The sequence below is a fragment of the Bacteroides sp. genome, assembly GCF_030151085.1.
In the GTDB taxonomy this organism is placed as follows: domain Bacteria; phylum Bacteroidota; class Bacteroidia; order Bacteroidales; family Bacteroidaceae; genus Bacteroides.
The window spans coordinates 1-16719 of record NZ_JASLER010000047.1; the positions used below are offsets into that span (position 1 = coordinate 1).

Here is a 16719-nt window from a genome sequence, read left to right on the forward strand (position 1 = left end):
TTCTTCAATTTCACCACTGTTCATTTTCTGGAACAGTTCAAGGGTTTCATTGATGGGGCGGTCACGATAAGGACTGTTTACTCCCGGTTGTGTGGGGGTACCTTTTTGAGCGGCAATCTGTTCGGATGTCTGCTCGTCTATATATGCTTTACCTTCTTTAATGAGATGAATGGCGAAATCCCATAATTGTTGAAAATAGTCGGAAGCGTAGTATTCGTTACCCCACTGGTAGCCCAGCCATTGGATATCTTCCTTGATGGCTTCTACATATTCTACATCTTCTTTGGTGGGATTGGTATCATCGAAACGCAGGTTGCAGACGCCACCATGAGCAGCAGCGATACCGAAATCAAGGCAAATGGCCTTGGCGTGTCCGATGTGAAGATAACCGTTAGGCTCCGGCGGGAAACGTGTTTGTACTTTTCCACCGTTTTTACCTTCTTTTAAATCGTTTACTACTATTTGCTCTATGAAGTTCAGGCTTTTCTTTTCACCTGTTTCTTCGCTTTTCATTTCTGCCATAATGCTATCAGTATAATCATTTTGTGGCACAAAAATACGACTATTTTTTTGTATATTGTTATTTCACGGGAATATATCCACTCTTTTTAATGATTTCTTGACCTGCAGGGGACAATATGAACTGAAGCAGAGGATTTGTTTGTTCAGAGTTTTTCTTGTTATAATAATAGAATAACGGACGTACAATGGGATAAGTTTTATTAATTGCATTTTCGAGTGTAGGAGTCGCAAAATGCTTATTATCGTATGATATGGCAAGTGGCTTGATGCGTGGAGATACGTATGCAAGACCTACATACCCAATGGCTCCGCGAGTCTGACTGACAGATTGTATAATGGCTCCTGTTGCAGGCATGGAGAGACTGCTACTCATATAGTTTTTGTTTTTCAGGACGCTTTCTTTGAAGAACTCGTATGTACCGGAGGAAGTTTCACGGGAGTAAACTACGATTTTACGATCATCGCCACCTACCTGTTTCCAGTTGGTGATTTTCCCCCTGAAGATATCTTCCAGCTGTTGACGTGTCAGTTGTTTCACAGGGTTGGAAGGATGAACCACAACGGCAAGTGCATCATAGGCAATAGGGACTTCTTCCAAATCTTCGCCGGCAGCTTTAGCTTTCATCTTTTCGCTGAACTTGATACCGCGGGATGCCATGGCAATATCCGTTGTTTCATCTAGTAGGGCTGATATGCCTACACCTGTTCCTCCTCCGGTGACGGTGACACGTGCATTCGGATTTATAGCCATAAAACGTTCTGCAGTCTGTTGTGCGATAGGAAGTACCGTATCACTACCTTTGATGCGTTGCGCCTGTATGCCGGTTGTGGCAGTAGTCAGGGCAAGTAATAAAAAAAATGTTCTTGCTTTCATATTAAAGTTAGAATTATGCATGCTGCAAATTAAAACAATGAATATTACAATATTGTTACATAGATAGCGATCTTATTTATTGTAACAGGTTTGTAACAGGTTTGAAACATTTCTTTCAAACGTTAGTCACATCATTTTAATAATTAGCTCGTTCCTTTGCATTCAGAAAATCAATAGGTAACATGAAAAAGATTTTTGAGAAGATAGTAGAAGGTATATTGGCTTGTAGCGGATTTGTGACAAGCCTTACCATAGTGCTTATTGTCTTGTTTCTTTTTTCCGAAGCATTTGGCTTATTCAGCAGTAAAGTGATTGAAGAGGGTTATGTGCTGGCATTGAATAAAGATAATAAAGTGAGCGAGCTTTCTCCGACTCAGATAATGGGCGTTTTCGATGAAGAGATTACAAACTGGAAGGAATTAGGTGGAAAAGATCTCCCTATTCAGCTTTTTCGTTTAGAAGATGCTACACATTACTTTACTGAAGAAGAACTTGGTGCTTCCTACGAAAATGCGGGTGCTTGCATTACAAAGTTGGTAGAGAGTGAGCCGGGCATGATTGCTTTTGTGCCGCAACAATTCATAGTCCGACCGGACTCTGTACATTTATTGAAAGACAATACGATTTCAGTAAAAGATGTTTTTGCTGGTGCTGAATGGTTCCCAACCGCCACTCCTGCTGCACAATTCGGCTTTCTGCCATTGATAACGGGAACTCTATGGGTCAGCCTCTTTGCAATTATTTTTGCTCTCCCGTTCGGTTTGGCAGTTGCTATTTATATGTCCGAAGTCGCAAACTTCAAAATACGAAATCTATTGAAACCCGTTATTGAGCTATTGAGTGGTATTCCTTCGGTGGTATATGGTTTCTTTGGATTGATAGTCATTGTACCTTTCTTGCAGAACGTTTTCGATTTACCGGTGGGAGAGAGTGGGCTGGCAGGTAGTATCGTGCTGGCAATTATGGCATTGCCTACCATTATAACGGTGACGGAAGATGCTATGCGCAATTGTCCGCGAGCTATGCGCGAAGCTAGTCTTGCACTGGGTGCGTCGCAATGGCAGACTATATATAAGGTAGTAATACCTTATTCTATATCAGGTATTACATCCGGTGTAGTGCTGGGTATTGGGCGTGCTATAGGAGAAACGATGGCGGTATTGATGGTAACCGGTAATGCAGCTGTAATCCCTCATACCATTCTGGAACCCTTACGTACTATTCCTGCAACAATTGCTGCGGAGTTGGGAGAAGCTCCTGCAGGCGGTCCTCACTATGAGGCACTTTTCTTACTGGGTGTAGTGTTGTTCTTTATCAGTTTGCTGATTAATTTTACGGTAGAAGCCGTGTCATCTAAACGAAAATGAGTATGATAAACAAGAAGCATCTTTCACAAAATATAGCGTTCGGTTTGTTCCGCTTACTTAGCTTGAGCGTGGTAGTGGTACTTTTCGCTATTCTTGGTTTCATTATATATAAAGGTATAGGCGTTATTAATTGGGAGTTTCTAACTACCGCTCCAACAGATGGTATGACTGCCGGTGGTATATGGCCTGCCATTGTGGGTACTTTCTACTTGATGGTAGGTAGTGCGCTCTTTGCTTTCCCGATAGGAGTAATGAGTGGTATCTATATGAACGAATATGCTCCGAAAGGATGGGTTGTACGTTTTATCCGTATGATGACGAATAACTTGAGTGGTATTCCTTCCATCGTATTCGGATTATTTGGTATGGCCTTATTTGTTAAATACATGGATTTTGGAGATAGTATTTTGGCAGGTTCACTCACGTTGGGGTTGCTTAGTATGCCGTTGGTAATACGTACCACTGAAGAAGCATTGAAAGCCATACCTGATAATTTGCGTGAAGGCAGTCGCGCATTAGGGGCTACCAAACTTCAAACGATTTGGCATGTTATTCTACCGATGGGGATGCCCAATATCATAACCGGATTGATTTTGGCATTGGGACGTGTGTCCGGCGAAACGGCACCTATCCTCTTTACATGTGCTGCATATTTCTTGCCACAGCTACCGGATAGCATACTTAGTCAATGTATGGCATTGCCCTATCATTTGTATGTCATTGCTACCAGCGGCACAAATATGGAAGCCCAGCTCCCCATAGCATACGGCACTGCTTTGGTATTGATTGTAATCATTCTCTTGGTTAATCTGTTGGCAAATGCTTTGCGGAAATACTTTGAGAAGAAAATAAAAATGAACTAATTTAAATTGTACATTCTAAAATCGAACAATAAAATGGAGAATAAGATAGAAACCCGTGAAGTCAACTTTTGGTATGGCGATTTCCATGCCTTGAAGGGGATCAGTATGGATATTGAAGAGAAGTCCGTAGTTGCCTTTATTGGTCCGTCGGGGTGTGGTAAATCTACCTTCCTTCGTCTGCTGAATCGGATGAATGATTTGATTCCCAATACCCGCCTGACCGGAGAAATCCGAATAGACGGACAGAATATTTATGGAAAAGGAGTCCAGGTAGATGAACTTCGCAAGAATGTAGGCATGGTATTCCAGCGACCCAACCCCTTCCCGAAAAGTATCTTTGAGAATGTAGCATACGGTCTTCGGGTAAATGGCATCACTGATAACTCCTTTATTCGCCAGCGAGTAGAGGAGACTTTGAAGGGTGCAGCCCTTTGGGATGAAGTAAAGGACAAACTGAAAGTTTCTGCATACGCTCTTTCCGGCGGTCAGCAACAACGTCTTTGCATAGCCCGTGCCATGGCGGTTTCACCTTCTGTTTTGTTGATGGACGAACCGGCCTCTGCACTCGATCCTATCTCCACAGCTAAAATAGAAGAACTTATTCACGAGTTGAAAAAGCAATATACAATAGTTATAGTAACACACAATATGCAGCAAGCGGCACGTGTCAGTGATAAAACAGCTTTCTTCTATTTGGGTGAGATGGTCGAATTCGACGAAACCAAGAAAATATTTACGCATCCTAATAAGATAGAAACACAGAATTATATCACAGGGCGTTTCGGGTAGCGCCGTCTATTTTTGGTGTGGCTATATCCCATCTTTTGCCATCGTATTGGCAAAGTTTTGCCAACACGATGGCAAGGTCTTGCCAATACGATGGCAAAGCTTTGCCACTTCAATGGCAAGAATTAATAGAAAGCTAAGTAGAATTCTCCATTTATAGTAATAAAGTAATTTTAAAATAGAAACATTATGGTAAAGTTTATCGAATCGGAACTCGTCTTACTGAAGAAGGAAATAGACGAAATGTGGACCTTAGTCTATAATCAGCTCGACCGTGCAGGAGAAGCCGTGCTTACTATGGACCGTGAACTGGCACAACAAGTACTAGTGCGTGAACGTCGCGTTAATGCCTTTGAATTAAAAATAGACAGTGATGTCGAAGATATTATTGCTCTTTATAATCCGGTTGCCATCGACCTGCGTTTTGTCCTCGCCATGCTGAAAATAAACACTAATCTGGAACGTTTGGGTGACTTTGCCGAAGGTATCGCACGTTTTGCCATTAACTGTACAGAGCCTGCTTTGGATGGTGATTTAGTGAAGAAACTTCGTCTGGAAGAGATGGTTTCCGAAGTACTTTCTATGCTCGAACTTGCTAAGACTGCTCTTAAAGATGAGAGTCAGGAACTAGCCACAGCTGTATTTGCTAAAGATAACTTAGTAGATGAAATCAATGCTCATGCCACAGCTGTTCTTTCAGAATATATCAGTGAACATCCGGACAGTGTGCTTGCCTGTTTAAATCTGGTTAGTGTCTTCCGTAAACTAGAACGCTCCGGAGACCATATCACGAATATTGCCGAGGAAATTGTCTTCTTTATTGATGCCAAAGTGTTAAAACATAGTGGTAAAACAGACGAACAATATCCAAATGATAAGAAATAAGCTAAATTTTAGGATAATTTTAGGGTTTAATCGAAAATAACCCTATATTTGTCCATTGAAAACGATTGCAGGTGTAGAAAAGTGCTTTGAAATGATAATAAAATCAAAAGATTCTTCAAAAAGATGTTATAAGACATGTTTTTTAATTTGGTTAGTATCACGAAAAGCCGCTATATTTGCAACGTTATCCTGAAAACAATCTTTTTACCTTAAAAAAAAACTAATACCTATTGAAAACTGAAAAATGGGGCTTTGTGAAAAGCTCCATTTTTTTTGTGCCTATATGAAGTCATTTTCGTATCTTTGTCAGGAAGAAAATCATTAATAGAAAACTGCTAAATTATAGATAGACTTATGTTTTCCGGAATAGTAGAAGAATGTGCCACATTGGTGGCAATGGTTAAAGACCAGGAGAATGTACATTTCACTTTTAAATGTTCATTCGTAAATGAATTGAAAATCGATCAGAGTGTTTCTCACAATGGTGTGTGTCTTACAGTTGTCAGTATGACGGACGAAACCTATACGGTTACTGCTATGAAGGAAACTTTGGATCGCTCCAACTTAGGATTACTGAAAGTGGGAGATGAGGTGAATGTTGAGCGTAGCATGATGATGAACGGACGTCTGGATGGACATATTGTTCAAGGGCATGTGGACCAAACAGCTAACTGTATCGATATAAAGGATGCAGAAGGCAGCTATTATTTTACTTTTCAATATGCTTTTGATAAGGAAATGGCAACTCGTGGTTATATAACAGTAGATAAAGGTTCGGTAACAGTGAATGGTGTGAGTCTGACTGTATGTAATCCTACTGACAACACTTTCCAGGTAGCTATAATCCCTTATACATTTGAACATACTAACTTCCATACTTTCAAAGTAGGAAGCGTGGTTAACTTGGAGTTTGATATCATTGGCAAGTATATCAGTCGTATGATACAATATAAATAGAGATACCGATAAGTACTTCTTAAAAGAAAAAACGTCTACTTCTTGGAAGCAGACGTTTTTTCTTTTTATTTAATAGTACGTGCCGGTGGAATAGGAGCATCCATTATTGCACGAGTATTTGGCTGATCGTACTTAGGACCCGGTATTAGCGGACTGTAATACAAAACGTGGCGCATGCGCTCGCGTTGGTCAGGAGTGAATTCGTTACCCCAAGTCCAAACGTAGTCCATGATATTGCGCGAAGAGAATTCGCTGCCTGTGATACTGGTACGTTTTATTAATTCGGAAAACTTCCTGTCTTTCGATGGTGTAGTTGTATTGTACACATCCAACCATTCTTCATACCCTTTGCGGTCGTAGTTTGGGGTGTCTTCACAATAATCGGTATCCTCACGCCAACTTATCTTTTTTTCCTCATTATCCACTCCAAAAGCATGATACAAACCGATGTAGTGAGCTAGCTCATGAGCGATTGTTACGGTTATATCAGCGGGGTCAGCGTAACCATACTCCGGCATCCGGTCAATGTAACTATTATTGATAGATACGCAGTGAGGATAATCCAATTTGGAGTTGGCAAAGTATCTGTCTCCGCTATAGAGGCCGTCCAGTGGGTGGCGGGAAGATGCGTAAGGAATGTAAGATATACCTAAAACATTATCTTCTTCAAATGTATAGAGAAAGATGTTGATGTATTTGTTTAGATCCCATAGTAAAGGAATAGCTTCTTTATTATCTGCACTCATAAAGTCGTCGCAGCTCATCACCGGAGTACTCCATTTGATACGGTTTATACCGGGTTCGGCAAGGGTTTTTCCATTAGGATCCGTGGTAGCCATTACGAATTCAAGATTGAGGTTGACACTTTGCTTTTCTTTATCGCCATCATCGAATGTATTGGCGTATTTCTGATTACAGATACTGATGATTTGGGCTAGCAAATCTGCGTTAGGGTTTTGATTTGCATCGTTTGCATTAGTGTATAGGACATGGAAAATGACTGGTAACTTATAATGGTTTTCAGCATCTTGGGTGACTTTAACTTTGAGGGTGACGGTAGGGGCAGTGATAGTAAGGATAGCATTTCGTTCCTGAGAACTCTCGTTGGAAGTGAGGTGGATACTCAATGTAGCTTTGCCGGTACCTTGTAGCTTATTGGGTACGCACCAAGTGGCGTCACTGCTGACTTCCCAATTATCTTGACTGTTAATCTCAAGAGTAATGTCTGTTTCGGTAGACGCTACATCGAACGAATTGGCGGAAAGAGTCATCTTATCGACATCGTTATCTTCCTTACATGCTCCAACTGCGAAAAGTAGGAGAATAGATAATATCAGAAATAAAGGATTGGTTTTCATGAAATTTAAAAATTAAACTGTTTGGGCAAAGATAACTCTTTTCCTAATTAAACAGAATAATTCTTTCATTAGTTCGGGCTATTCTGCAATTTATAAGTCTTTCAGTAAAACTTTGCTTGCACTCCTATAATATTCTTCCCGTGCATCGAGCAAAGCTCTCCATTGTCCACTGAATTCATTCTCTTTGTCAATCTTGAAGTCTTCGGAACCATGTGTATCCAGTCTATCTAGTAAGAGGGCTACATTAAGTTTGTTGATGTCTATTGAAGGCTGATAAGCGATGTCTTCGCTTTTTTCATCGGTCACCACTTCATGTAACAGATTTATTTCCTGCAACTCATAGAGGGTTTGATTCGTCAGACGTATTGGAATCTGGCACTCTTCGGAAATGTCTTCTGCGGTATATGGAGGAAGATCGGTTTCAAAACGCTTCGCTATGAGGGACATAATGAGGATAGAAATAAAATCACGGTATCGGCGGCTGATATTGCGTGCATCTTTATCGAAACTGAAGTTCCTTATATTTTGTCCGGCATACGTCAATTCTGCACCAAAGAGGCAGATAGTCCAGGAGATTTGCATCCACAACAAGAACATCGGAAGAGCGGCAAAGCTACCATAGATTGCATTATAACGGGATACCCACAACTGGCTGCTAATGTACAGGAACTGAAAAGCCTGATGCGCTGTACCTGCCAGAATACCTGATATTAATGCATGCTTGAACTTGACTTTTGTATTAGGCATGTAAACGTATAGCCCGGTAAACATAAACCAAGTCAATGCAAAAGGAATCAGCCTGACTAAGAACTTACTGAGTGGAGCAAGTAGGGCAAAGTCCGCTACATTTTTTAGCATCGTACTCATGAAGATAGAAAGACCTCCGGATACAACAAGCAAGATGGGTATCAACAAAAGCATGGAGAAGTAATCTGTGATTTTGCGGAACATACTGCGTGCTTTCTTTACCTGCCAAATGCGGTTGAAGGTGATTTCCATGTTGTTGATCAAGTTGAGTACCGACCACAACAACATAACCAAACCCACTCCGATAAATATTCCGCTTTTGGTTTGCGACAAGTATGAGTTTACAAATTGCAGGATAACTTCGGTTGTTTCTGTTGGACCACCAAAACCGCTGATTATTTGATTCTCCATCAGGCTGTCGAATCCAAAACCACGTGCTATGGCAAACAAGATAGCAAGTATGGGCACAATGGCTAGTAAAGTACTATACGTAAGTGCTGATGCCTTATTGACGAGCCGGTCTTTAGTAAAACGGTTGATGCAAAGATAAATGGTCTTTATGATATTGTACACCGAGAATGTAGTCCGGGTGACTTCATCTTCCGTAATACGCCAAATGTCGTAAGTGAGGAATTTCCAAAGTTTGGCTATTCGTTGGTCCATTGAACTTAAATTACAGATTACTAACTACTAATTACGAAATACATACTACAAAACACTTGGTGATGTGATAATGTTAAGGCACAGTCGTAATTTGTATTTAGTAATTCGTAATTATTAAAAAAAAGCAGTCAGTCTGTAAGCCGAGTTCTGTTCCTTATATAATAAGGTGTCTATCATTTATCTGAGCCGCATGTCACCACACAGGCTTTAGCGGTCTACCCTCCGACATGGAGCGAGCAACTCTCATAACGTCGGTATACATGACCTTACAACTCCTAAGACACACAGCCCTTGTGTCACCACAAGACTGGTGGGCTCTTACCCCACCTTCTCACCCTTACCGTAGCCTGAAAGACTAAGGCGGTTATTTTCTTCTGCGTTACTCTACCCTCACGGACAGCTTTCTGTTAGGAAGTAGGATGCTCTATGTTGCCCGGACTTTCCTCATACGCACGAGGCGCAAGCGACAGACCGACCAACTGCTTTAGGAGGGCAAAGATACGAAATAGCAGGAGAGGGCACAACTTTTTAATGATAAATTCTATTTCGCTGATTTAAGCACCATGTATGAAACTTGATTCAAGGAACGAGGTTATGTTTTATTTGGAATGGAGAACCTCTTCTACTTTTTCGTTAATTCCCGATCCTCGAAGCTGATTGTCTATGATGGTTCCGTCCGGTCCTATGAGCATGATTCGTGGGATACCTGAAAAACCATATAGTTTCATCGGGGTCATGCCTGCATTAATCATTCCTTTCCAATTTATTTCGTGATTCTTAAACATCTTTTGGGAGTTTTCCGGTTTATCCCATACGGCAACCGTTACCATATCAAACTGTTCTCCCTTGTACTGCTCATAAATATTTTTCAGATTAGGAATTTCTGCCAGACATGGTGCACACCAGCTGGCACTGAAGTCAACAATTACATATTTGCCTTTTCCCACATAATCTGACAGCCTAACTTTATTTCCTTCTAAATCTTCTGCCTCAAAATCTATGAAAGGATTACCGGGGGACATCTTACGCGAGGTATTGATTTGAGCTATTTGTTCCTTAATTTGCTGACGTGAAAGAATCCATTCTCCCAAATAAGGATAAATCTCATCTAAGCTCTTCGGTGAAGCCCAACAGAAATAGGCTTGACAAATGGCAGCTCCTAATTCGTTATTCGAGTTTTGGAGGATGAACGGTTTTAAAGTTCTGCATCGTATGCGTTCTTGTGTTTTTATATCATCCAACTCATTCTGCCGTTTAATGCGTTCCTCTCTACTTATGTTTTTATCTTTAATAATGCTTTGTCGGATAGAATCCAACTCATTATGTATCTGGTCTTCCGCTTTACTCATTTGGGCGTACCTCTCATTCAAAAGCGTACCCGAAGGGAAATTATGTGTGAGCATATCTACATGTATTTCACCTTTTTCTATGATGAAATTGGCATAAGTTCCGGCTCCTTCTATCCGGCAATACATAGCGCTGTCAGCGGTACCATTATACAGGAACGAATTACCGACTATTTTTATAGTATCTATAAGCTTGTTATTGTCATAGCGTTGTATGCTAACTTTAGCACCATCAAAAGTTTTCGAAGGTAGTTTTCCTTTCAATGTGTATGAAAAAGTAGTTTGTGCATAGCTCTGCACAGATAATAGGCAGGTGATAAATAAGAGTATATTTTTCATAAATCAAATATTTAGTGTTTGGTAACTGATAAAAGAAGTATTACTTTTCTTTGGTACGCAAAATACACATTTTATTATAAGAAATGAAATCTGAAATCGAAAAATAACTATCTTTAGTCTTCTGTATAGTCATGAACTATCCTTAGCCATTGTCTCTAACTCTTTATGTTTAATAAATCTGAAAATATGTATCTCTTTCGGAAATATTTTGTAGCTTTGCTAACACTAACAACCCCCAAATAAATGTAGCCCATGAAAACGTTATCTTCCTTTTTGGCTTTATTTCTCTTTATTCCTCTTTTTGCGTTCGCTTCGGAAGTAGGAGACCGTACTTTACCTGTAGAAGTGGCACAACTCTCTGACAGTTTGAAACGTGTATATGCTCCGGACAAGCGTGTGGCTCTGTTCGATGTAGATTATTCTTTTGCCGGTAAATACGTGATGTTACGTGGTGTAACTACTTCGGCAGAAGCAAAAGCGGCATTGTTGCAAGGATTGGCAAAGGCAAATTACAAAGTGATGGATTGCCTGCAACTCTTGCCTGATGAGGAAGGGTTGGAAGGTAAAACCTACGGTATTATAAATGTATCAGTAGCTAATCTGCGTGTAGATCCTGATTTTTCTTCGGAAATGATGACCCAAGGCTTGATGGGAATGCCCATACGGGTACTGCAACGTGATGGCTGGTATCGTATTCAGACCCCGGACAATTACATCACATGGGTTCACTCAGTAGGCATTCATCCGGTTACTAAAGCGGAACTGACTGCATGGAATAATGCAGAAAAAATAGTGGTGACTTCGCATTACGGATTTGTTTATTCCCAACCAGATCAAAACTCACAAACCATCTCAGATGTTGTTGCTGGTAATCGTTTGAAGTGGGAGGGAACAAAAGGTGCTTACTATAAAGTGACTTATCCTGATGGTCGTCAAGGTTATATCTCCAAATCGATTTCCATGCCTGAGAAGAAATGGCGTGCAGGTTTGAAGCAAGATGCTGCCAGCATTATCCATACAGCTCATACATTGATGGGAGTTCCTTATCTTTGGGCAGGTACTTCCTCTAAGGGAATAGATTGCAGTGGATTCATGCGTACTATTCTTTTTATTCACGACATCATTATTCCGCGTGATGCTTCTCAGCAGGCATACGTAGGCGAACATATTGATATTGCGCCGGATTTCAGTAATCTGCAACCCGGTGACTTGATTTTCTTTGGACGTAAAGCAACGCCTGAACGCAAGGAACGTGTAGTACATGTAGGAATGTATATCGGTAATAAACGTTTCATACATTCGCAAGGTGATGTGCATATCAGCAGTTTTGCACCAACAGATGAGTTGTTTGATGAATACAACCTCGGACGTCTTTTATTTGCAACCCGTGTACTACCTTATATAAATAAGGAAACACCGCTCAATACAACAGCTACCAATCCATATTATAAATGGTAGACCGAACATTAAATATTAATCATTAAATATAATACCACATGCAAAATCGAAGAGATTTTCTGAAAACCGCTGCTTTTGCCACACTTGGCTCAGGCGTGGCTATTAATAGTGTTTTTGCAGGAGAAAACAATAGTCCCTCCTTGTTTAACATTAATAAGAGCGGAGTAACTCCGAAAATGAAACTGAACTTCTTTCCATACGAGTTGAAACTACGTCATGTATTTACGGTGGCTACATACTCACGTACTACTACTCCGGATGTACAGGTGGAAATAGAATATGATGGTATTACCGGTTATGGCGAAGCATCTATGCCTCCTTATTTGCAACATGAGTTAGGCACGATGGATAGCGTGTTGGCTTTCTTGAAGAAAGTGCAAGACACTATTGGCCAGTTCTCCGATCCTTATCAACTGGAAGATATTCTGGCTTATATAGACAGTCTTTCTCCCGGAGATGCTGCTGCAAAAACTGCGGTTGATATAGCGCTTCACGATCTTGTAGGCAAGATGCTGCAAGCACCATGGTATAAAATATGGGGATTGGATAAGGAAAAAGCTCCTTCAACTACATTTACTATTGGCATAGATACGCCGGACGTAGTACGCGAAAAGACAAAAGAATGCATCGGGAAATTTAATATTCTTAAAGTGAAATTGGGACGTGAAAACGACAAAGAGATGATTGAAACCATACGTTCAGTCACCAGCCTTCCAATAGCTGTAGATGCTAATCAGGGATGGACCGACCGGAAGTATGCCCTCGATATGATTCACTGGCTAAAAGAAAAAGGCATTGTTATGATAGAACAACCCATGCCCAAGGAGCAATTGGATGATATAGCTTGGGTTACCCAACAAAGCCCGTTGCCAATATTTGCCGACGAATCTGTACAACGCCTGAAAGATGTGGCTGCATTGAAAGGTGCATTTACTGGTATCAATATCAAGTTGATGAAATGCACCGGTATGCGTGAAGGCTGGAAAATGGTGAACCTAGCACATGCTTTGGGCATGCGCGCCATGGTAGGTTGTATGACTGAAACCTCTTGTGCTTGTTCTGCTGCCGCCCAATTCTCTCCGGCTGTTGACTTTGCTGATTTGGATGGGAATTTGTTGATTGCCAACGACCGTTTCAAAGGAATGGAAGTGGTAAGAGGCAAGATAACATTACCCGATTTGCCCGGTATTGGAGTCGTTAAATTGTAATCACTATTCACTATGAAAAACTTATTATATATCGTTTTCTTATTCATTCTTGCTTCTGCTTGCAACACGAAGCCGGAGAACCAGTCTTATAGCTGGGATGAAGACCTTCACCAGCGCCTGCTTACTGATTTTTGTATGACGGAAGCTCAAGTGAAAGATTACATCCGCAAGTATATTCCTGATGTTACGGATGAGCAGATGCATCAATGGGAAGCTTCTAAAGCTTTGGAATGCATGACTCTGGATGGTGAAAAACGTTATTTCCGTAATGCCGGTCCTAACTTGTTTCGTGTAGATTCTGCCTGTTATGATATTAAGATAGCAAAAGAAGGAACTGCTTTGGGAGGTAGCGAAAAAGTGAATATGGAAAACTTGCCCGAGATTATTGCTGCGGCTAAAAAAGAAGGAAATCCCATTGTCGCCCCCAAACGTATGCGCGTTACTTATACCTTAACGGTAGACACTAATGCCGTACCTGCCGGAAAAGTAATCCGTTGTTGGTTGCCGTTCCCTCGTGCCGATCAAGCACGTCAACAGGATGTTAAGTTTATCTCTGCTAGTGAATCGGAATATACTTTCTCTCCCAAAGATAGCCGCCACAGTACACTCTATATGGAGAAACGCGCTGTTAAAGGTGCACCGACTGTATTCTCCGAAACATTTGAATATACATCCAACGGCGAATGGTTCAATCTGAAAGCGGAAGATGTTCTGCCTTACGATACAACTTCTGCTTTATATAAAGAATATACAGCCGAACGTGAGAAACATATTATCTTTTCACCTCGCTTGCGTGAACTTGCTGCCAAATTGACAGCCGGCGAAACTAATCCTTATTTAAAAGCCAAACGTATTTTCCGTTGGGTAAATGATAACTTTCCATGGGCGTCCGCACGCGAGTACTCCACTATAGAGAATATTCCGGAATATGTGCTTGACAACCGTCATGGTGATTGTGGTCAGGTAAGCCTGTTGTTTATCACTCTTTGCCGTATCAGCGGTATTCCGGCACACTTTCAGAGTGGTTTCATGATGCATCCACGCGCATGGAATCTGCACGATTGGGCGGAAATTTATTTTGAAGGTGTAGGATGGGTGCCGGCCGATCAATCATTCGGTATTCCTACTTTTGCCCGTAATGCCGATGAAGAGAACTTCTTCCTAGGTGGGATTGACTCTTGGCGCATGATCGTAAATACGGATTTCGGTATGCCGTTAGTCCCCGAAAAGAAATACCCACGCAGTGAGACTGTAGATTTCCAGCGTGGCGAGGTGGAATGGGAGGGAGGCAATCTCTACTTCCCGCAATGGGACTATCACATGGACATTAATTATCTGAATTACTAAGTATTTACGTCTTCTCTAAACAGATCATCTGTTTAGCCCAAATGCATCATCTGTTTGCCCCAAACGCATCATTCGTTTGCTCCAAACAGATGATGCGTTTTTTCTATACTCTATATGTCAGTCTTTTAACAGTCAGTAATCGTGCATAAATGCTAAATTGTCAGTCTCCGTCGTTAACCGCTGTTAAGTCCCAAATAGTCACTGTTAAAAGTGGACAAAAAAGAGTGACAAGCGGAATAACTGAACGTTTTTTGTCGTTATTTTAACGTCGAAAGGTTAAATGAGATTTGAATATTAACAATTAAAGATCGAATAAAATTAGTATGAAACAGACAACAAAAAACATCCTTGGAGTTGCGGCTATCGTGCTCCTGAGCTCGGGAGTGGCTGGTATCACCACTTATAAGATGCTGAAGAAGGAAAGACCTGCCGCATTCAGCGAATTGTTCGAACAGAATCCTGGCAATTTGAAGCTAGCAGCATACAATGCAGTAGATGCTCAGCCTGTGGATTTGACTCAAGCTGCGGAGAACTCAGTTCACGCTGTAGTACATATACGTGCAAAACAATTGGCTAAAACTCAAACTGTACAAGGTGGTGGCGGTATGCCGGAGGATATCTTCGAATTCTTCTTTGGTGGCCGTGGTCAGCAACGTCAGATGCAGACTCAGCCTCGTGTCGGATTTGGTTCTGGTGTTATCATCTCCAAAGATGGTTATATCGTAACTAACAACCACGTAGTGGAAGGTGCAGATGAAATAACCGTTAAGTTGAATGACAATCGCGAATTGATAGGTCGTATTATCGGTACTGATCCCAGCACTGACTTGGCTTTGATTAAGATTGAAGGTGATGATTTTCCGACTTTGCCGGTTGGTGACTCCGAAGCACTGAAAGTAGGAGAGTGGGTATTGGCAGTAGGTAATCCGTTCAACCTGAACTCTACCGTAACAGCCGGTATTGTAAGTGCAAAAGCACGTTCTATCGGTGGACAAGCATCCAATGGACAAGGAGCGAATATTCAATCGTTCATTCAGACTGATGCTGCCATCAATCAAGGTAATAGTGGTGGTGCACTCGTTAATGCCAGAGGTGAACTGGTAGGTATCAATGCGATGCTTTACTCACCGACAGGCGCTTATTCCGGTTACGGATTTGCAATCCCCACCAGTATGATGACCAAAGTAATTGCTGACTTGAAACAATTCGGTACTGTGCAACGTGCTCTTCTAGGTATCAAAGGTAGTGCTTTGGATACAGACTTACAAACCGATGAAAGATGGGCTGAAGAACTGAAAAAGAAGGCCGAAGAACTTGGCGTGAAAGAAGGTGTAATAGTTGCCGAAGTTGTTGACGGCGGTTCTGCTGCAGGTATTTTGAAAGAAAATGATGTCATTGTATCATTGGATGGTAAGAGAATCAGTAAATTCACCGATTTGCAAGAAACTTTAGCTAAGCATCGTCCGGGTGATAAAGTGAAGGTGAAGGTAGTTCGTAACAAAAAGGAACAAGAGTTTGAACTCACCTTGAAGAACGAACAAGGAACTACGAAAGTTGTAAAAGATGCCGGAATGGAAATCTTAGGCGCAGCCTTCAAGCCTGTATCTCCTGAAATGAAGAAACAACTGAATCTGGGTTATGGTCTCGAAGTAACCGGTGTTTCTGGTGGTAAAATGGCTGATGCTGGTATCAGAAAAGGGTTCATCATCTTGAAAGCTAATAATGTTCAGATGAAATCAGTTGATGATATGGAAAATGTGATGAAAGCCGCAGTGAAATCTCCTGATCAGGTATTGTTTATCACCGGTATGTTCCCGTCAGGTAAACGTGCAAGCTTTGCAGTAGATTTAACTCAAGAATAAAAAATAGGATCAACTAGGTAAGAAGATTGTAATTTAAGCAAACAAAAACGAAAAAAGGGTGTCGTCATAATACTTGTCGACATCCTTTTTGTTATAAGGGATAAGATATAAATTAGGTGAAAAAGTTAACATATAAT

The 16719-nt window shown here is 41.1% G+C and carries 14 protein-coding genes and 1 other RNA gene; 9 read left to right on the forward strand and 6 right to left on the reverse strand.

The window, feature by feature from the left end:
• Together Q1W14_RS08705 and Q1W14_RS08710 are read right to left on the reverse strand one after the other, a co-directional pair.
• Positions 1 to 522: glutamate--tRNA ligase family protein (locus Q1W14_RS08705; protein WP_300700799.1), on the reverse strand; the 522-nt coding region annotated here is incomplete at its 3' end.
• Positions 523 to 580: 58 nt separating this feature from the next.
• Positions 581 to 1396: a PstS family phosphate ABC transporter substrate-binding protein gene (locus Q1W14_RS08710; RefSeq protein WP_300700801.1), complete on the reverse strand. Its 816-nt coding sequence runs from the start codon at positions 1394 to 1396 to the stop codon at positions 581 to 583.
• Between the two features lie 182 nt (positions 1397 to 1578).
• On the opposite strand from Q1W14_RS08710, the gene pstC reads away from it, so the two are divergent.
• From pstC to Q1W14_RS08735, 5 genes are all read left to right on the forward strand, one after another.
• On the forward strand, positions 1579 to 2763 hold the full coding sequence (pstC, locus tag Q1W14_RS08715) for a phosphate ABC transporter permease subunit PstC (RefSeq protein ID WP_300700803.1): 1185 nt from the start codon (positions 1579 to 1581) through the stop codon (positions 2761 to 2763).
• 2 nt (positions 2764 to 2765) lie between these two features.
• Positions 2766 to 3626, forward strand: a complete 861-nt coding sequence (pstA, locus tag Q1W14_RS08720) for a phosphate ABC transporter permease PstA (protein ID WP_300700805.1) — start codon at positions 2766 to 2768, stop codon at positions 3624 to 3626.
• A gap of 33 nt (positions 3627 to 3659) precedes the next feature.
• Entirely contained in the window at positions 3660 to 4415 is a 756-nt protein-coding gene (gene pstB, locus Q1W14_RS08725) for a phosphate ABC transporter ATP-binding protein PstB (RefSeq protein ID WP_300700807.1), read from the forward strand.
• Positions 4416 to 4601: 186 nt separating this feature from the next.
• A complete protein-coding gene (gene phoU, locus Q1W14_RS08730; protein ID WP_300700809.1) occupies positions 4602 to 5297 on the forward strand; it encodes a phosphate signaling complex protein PhoU in 696 nt (231 codons plus the stop codon).
• 354 nt (positions 5298 to 5651) lie between these two features.
• Complete coding sequence (locus Q1W14_RS08735; RefSeq protein WP_294592958.1) at positions 5652 to 6254, forward strand: riboflavin synthase; 603 nt, start codon at positions 5652 to 5654, stop codon at positions 6252 to 6254.
• A 65-nt stretch (positions 6255 to 6319) separates the two neighbouring features.
• Here Q1W14_RS08735 and Q1W14_RS08740 read toward each other — a convergent pair whose 3' ends face one another.
• The 4 genes from Q1W14_RS08740 to Q1W14_RS08755 all read right to left on the reverse strand — a co-directional run bounded on the left by Q1W14_RS08740 (position 6320) and on the right by Q1W14_RS08755 (position 10707).
• The gene (locus tag Q1W14_RS08740; RefSeq protein ID WP_300700810.1) at positions 6320 to 7612 is read right to left on the reverse strand and encodes a zinc-dependent metalloproteinase lipoprotein; all 1293 of its coding nucleotides are present in this window, start codon (positions 7610 to 7612) and stop codon (positions 6320 to 6322) included.
• Between the two features lie 90 nt (positions 7613 to 7702).
• The gene (locus Q1W14_RS08745) at positions 7703 to 9022 is read right to left on the reverse strand and encodes a YihY/virulence factor BrkB family protein (protein ID WP_300700812.1); all 1320 of its coding nucleotides are present in this window, start codon (positions 9020 to 9022) and stop codon (positions 7703 to 7705) included.
• 120 nt (positions 9023 to 9142) lie between these two features.
• Positions 9143 to 9505, reverse strand: an RNA gene (gene rnpB / locus Q1W14_RS08750) — RNase P RNA component class A.
• Positions 9506 to 9621: 116 nt separating this feature from the next.
• Positions 9622 to 10707, reverse strand: a complete 1086-nt coding sequence (locus tag Q1W14_RS08755) for a TlpA disulfide reductase family protein (RefSeq protein ID WP_300700814.1) — start codon at positions 10705 to 10707, stop codon at positions 9622 to 9624.
• A 252-nt stretch (positions 10708 to 10959) separates the two neighbouring features.
• Between Q1W14_RS08755 and Q1W14_RS08760 the strand changes: the two genes are divergently transcribed.
• The 4 genes from Q1W14_RS08760 (at position 10960) to Q1W14_RS08775 (ending at position 16582) form a co-directional block, all read left to right on the forward strand.
• Positions 10960 to 12165: an SH3 domain-containing C40 family peptidase gene (locus Q1W14_RS08760; protein ID WP_300700816.1), complete on the forward strand. Its 1206-nt coding sequence runs from the start codon at positions 10960 to 10962 to the stop codon at positions 12163 to 12165.
• 38 nt (positions 12166 to 12203) lie between these two features.
• Complete coding sequence (locus Q1W14_RS08765) at positions 12204 to 13373, forward strand: dipeptide epimerase (protein WP_300700818.1); 1170 nt, start codon at positions 12204 to 12206, stop codon at positions 13371 to 13373.
• 12 nt (positions 13374 to 13385) lie between these two features.
• Complete coding sequence (locus Q1W14_RS08770) at positions 13386 to 14720, forward strand: transglutaminase family protein (RefSeq protein ID WP_300700821.1); 1335 nt, start codon at positions 13386 to 13388, stop codon at positions 14718 to 14720.
• A gap of 323 nt (positions 14721 to 15043) precedes the next feature.
• The gene (locus Q1W14_RS08775; protein ID WP_300700824.1) at positions 15044 to 16582 is read left to right on the forward strand and encodes a trypsin-like peptidase domain-containing protein; all 1539 of its coding nucleotides are present in this window, start codon (positions 15044 to 15046) and stop codon (positions 16580 to 16582) included.
• Positions 16583 to 16719 lie beyond the last annotated feature (137 nt).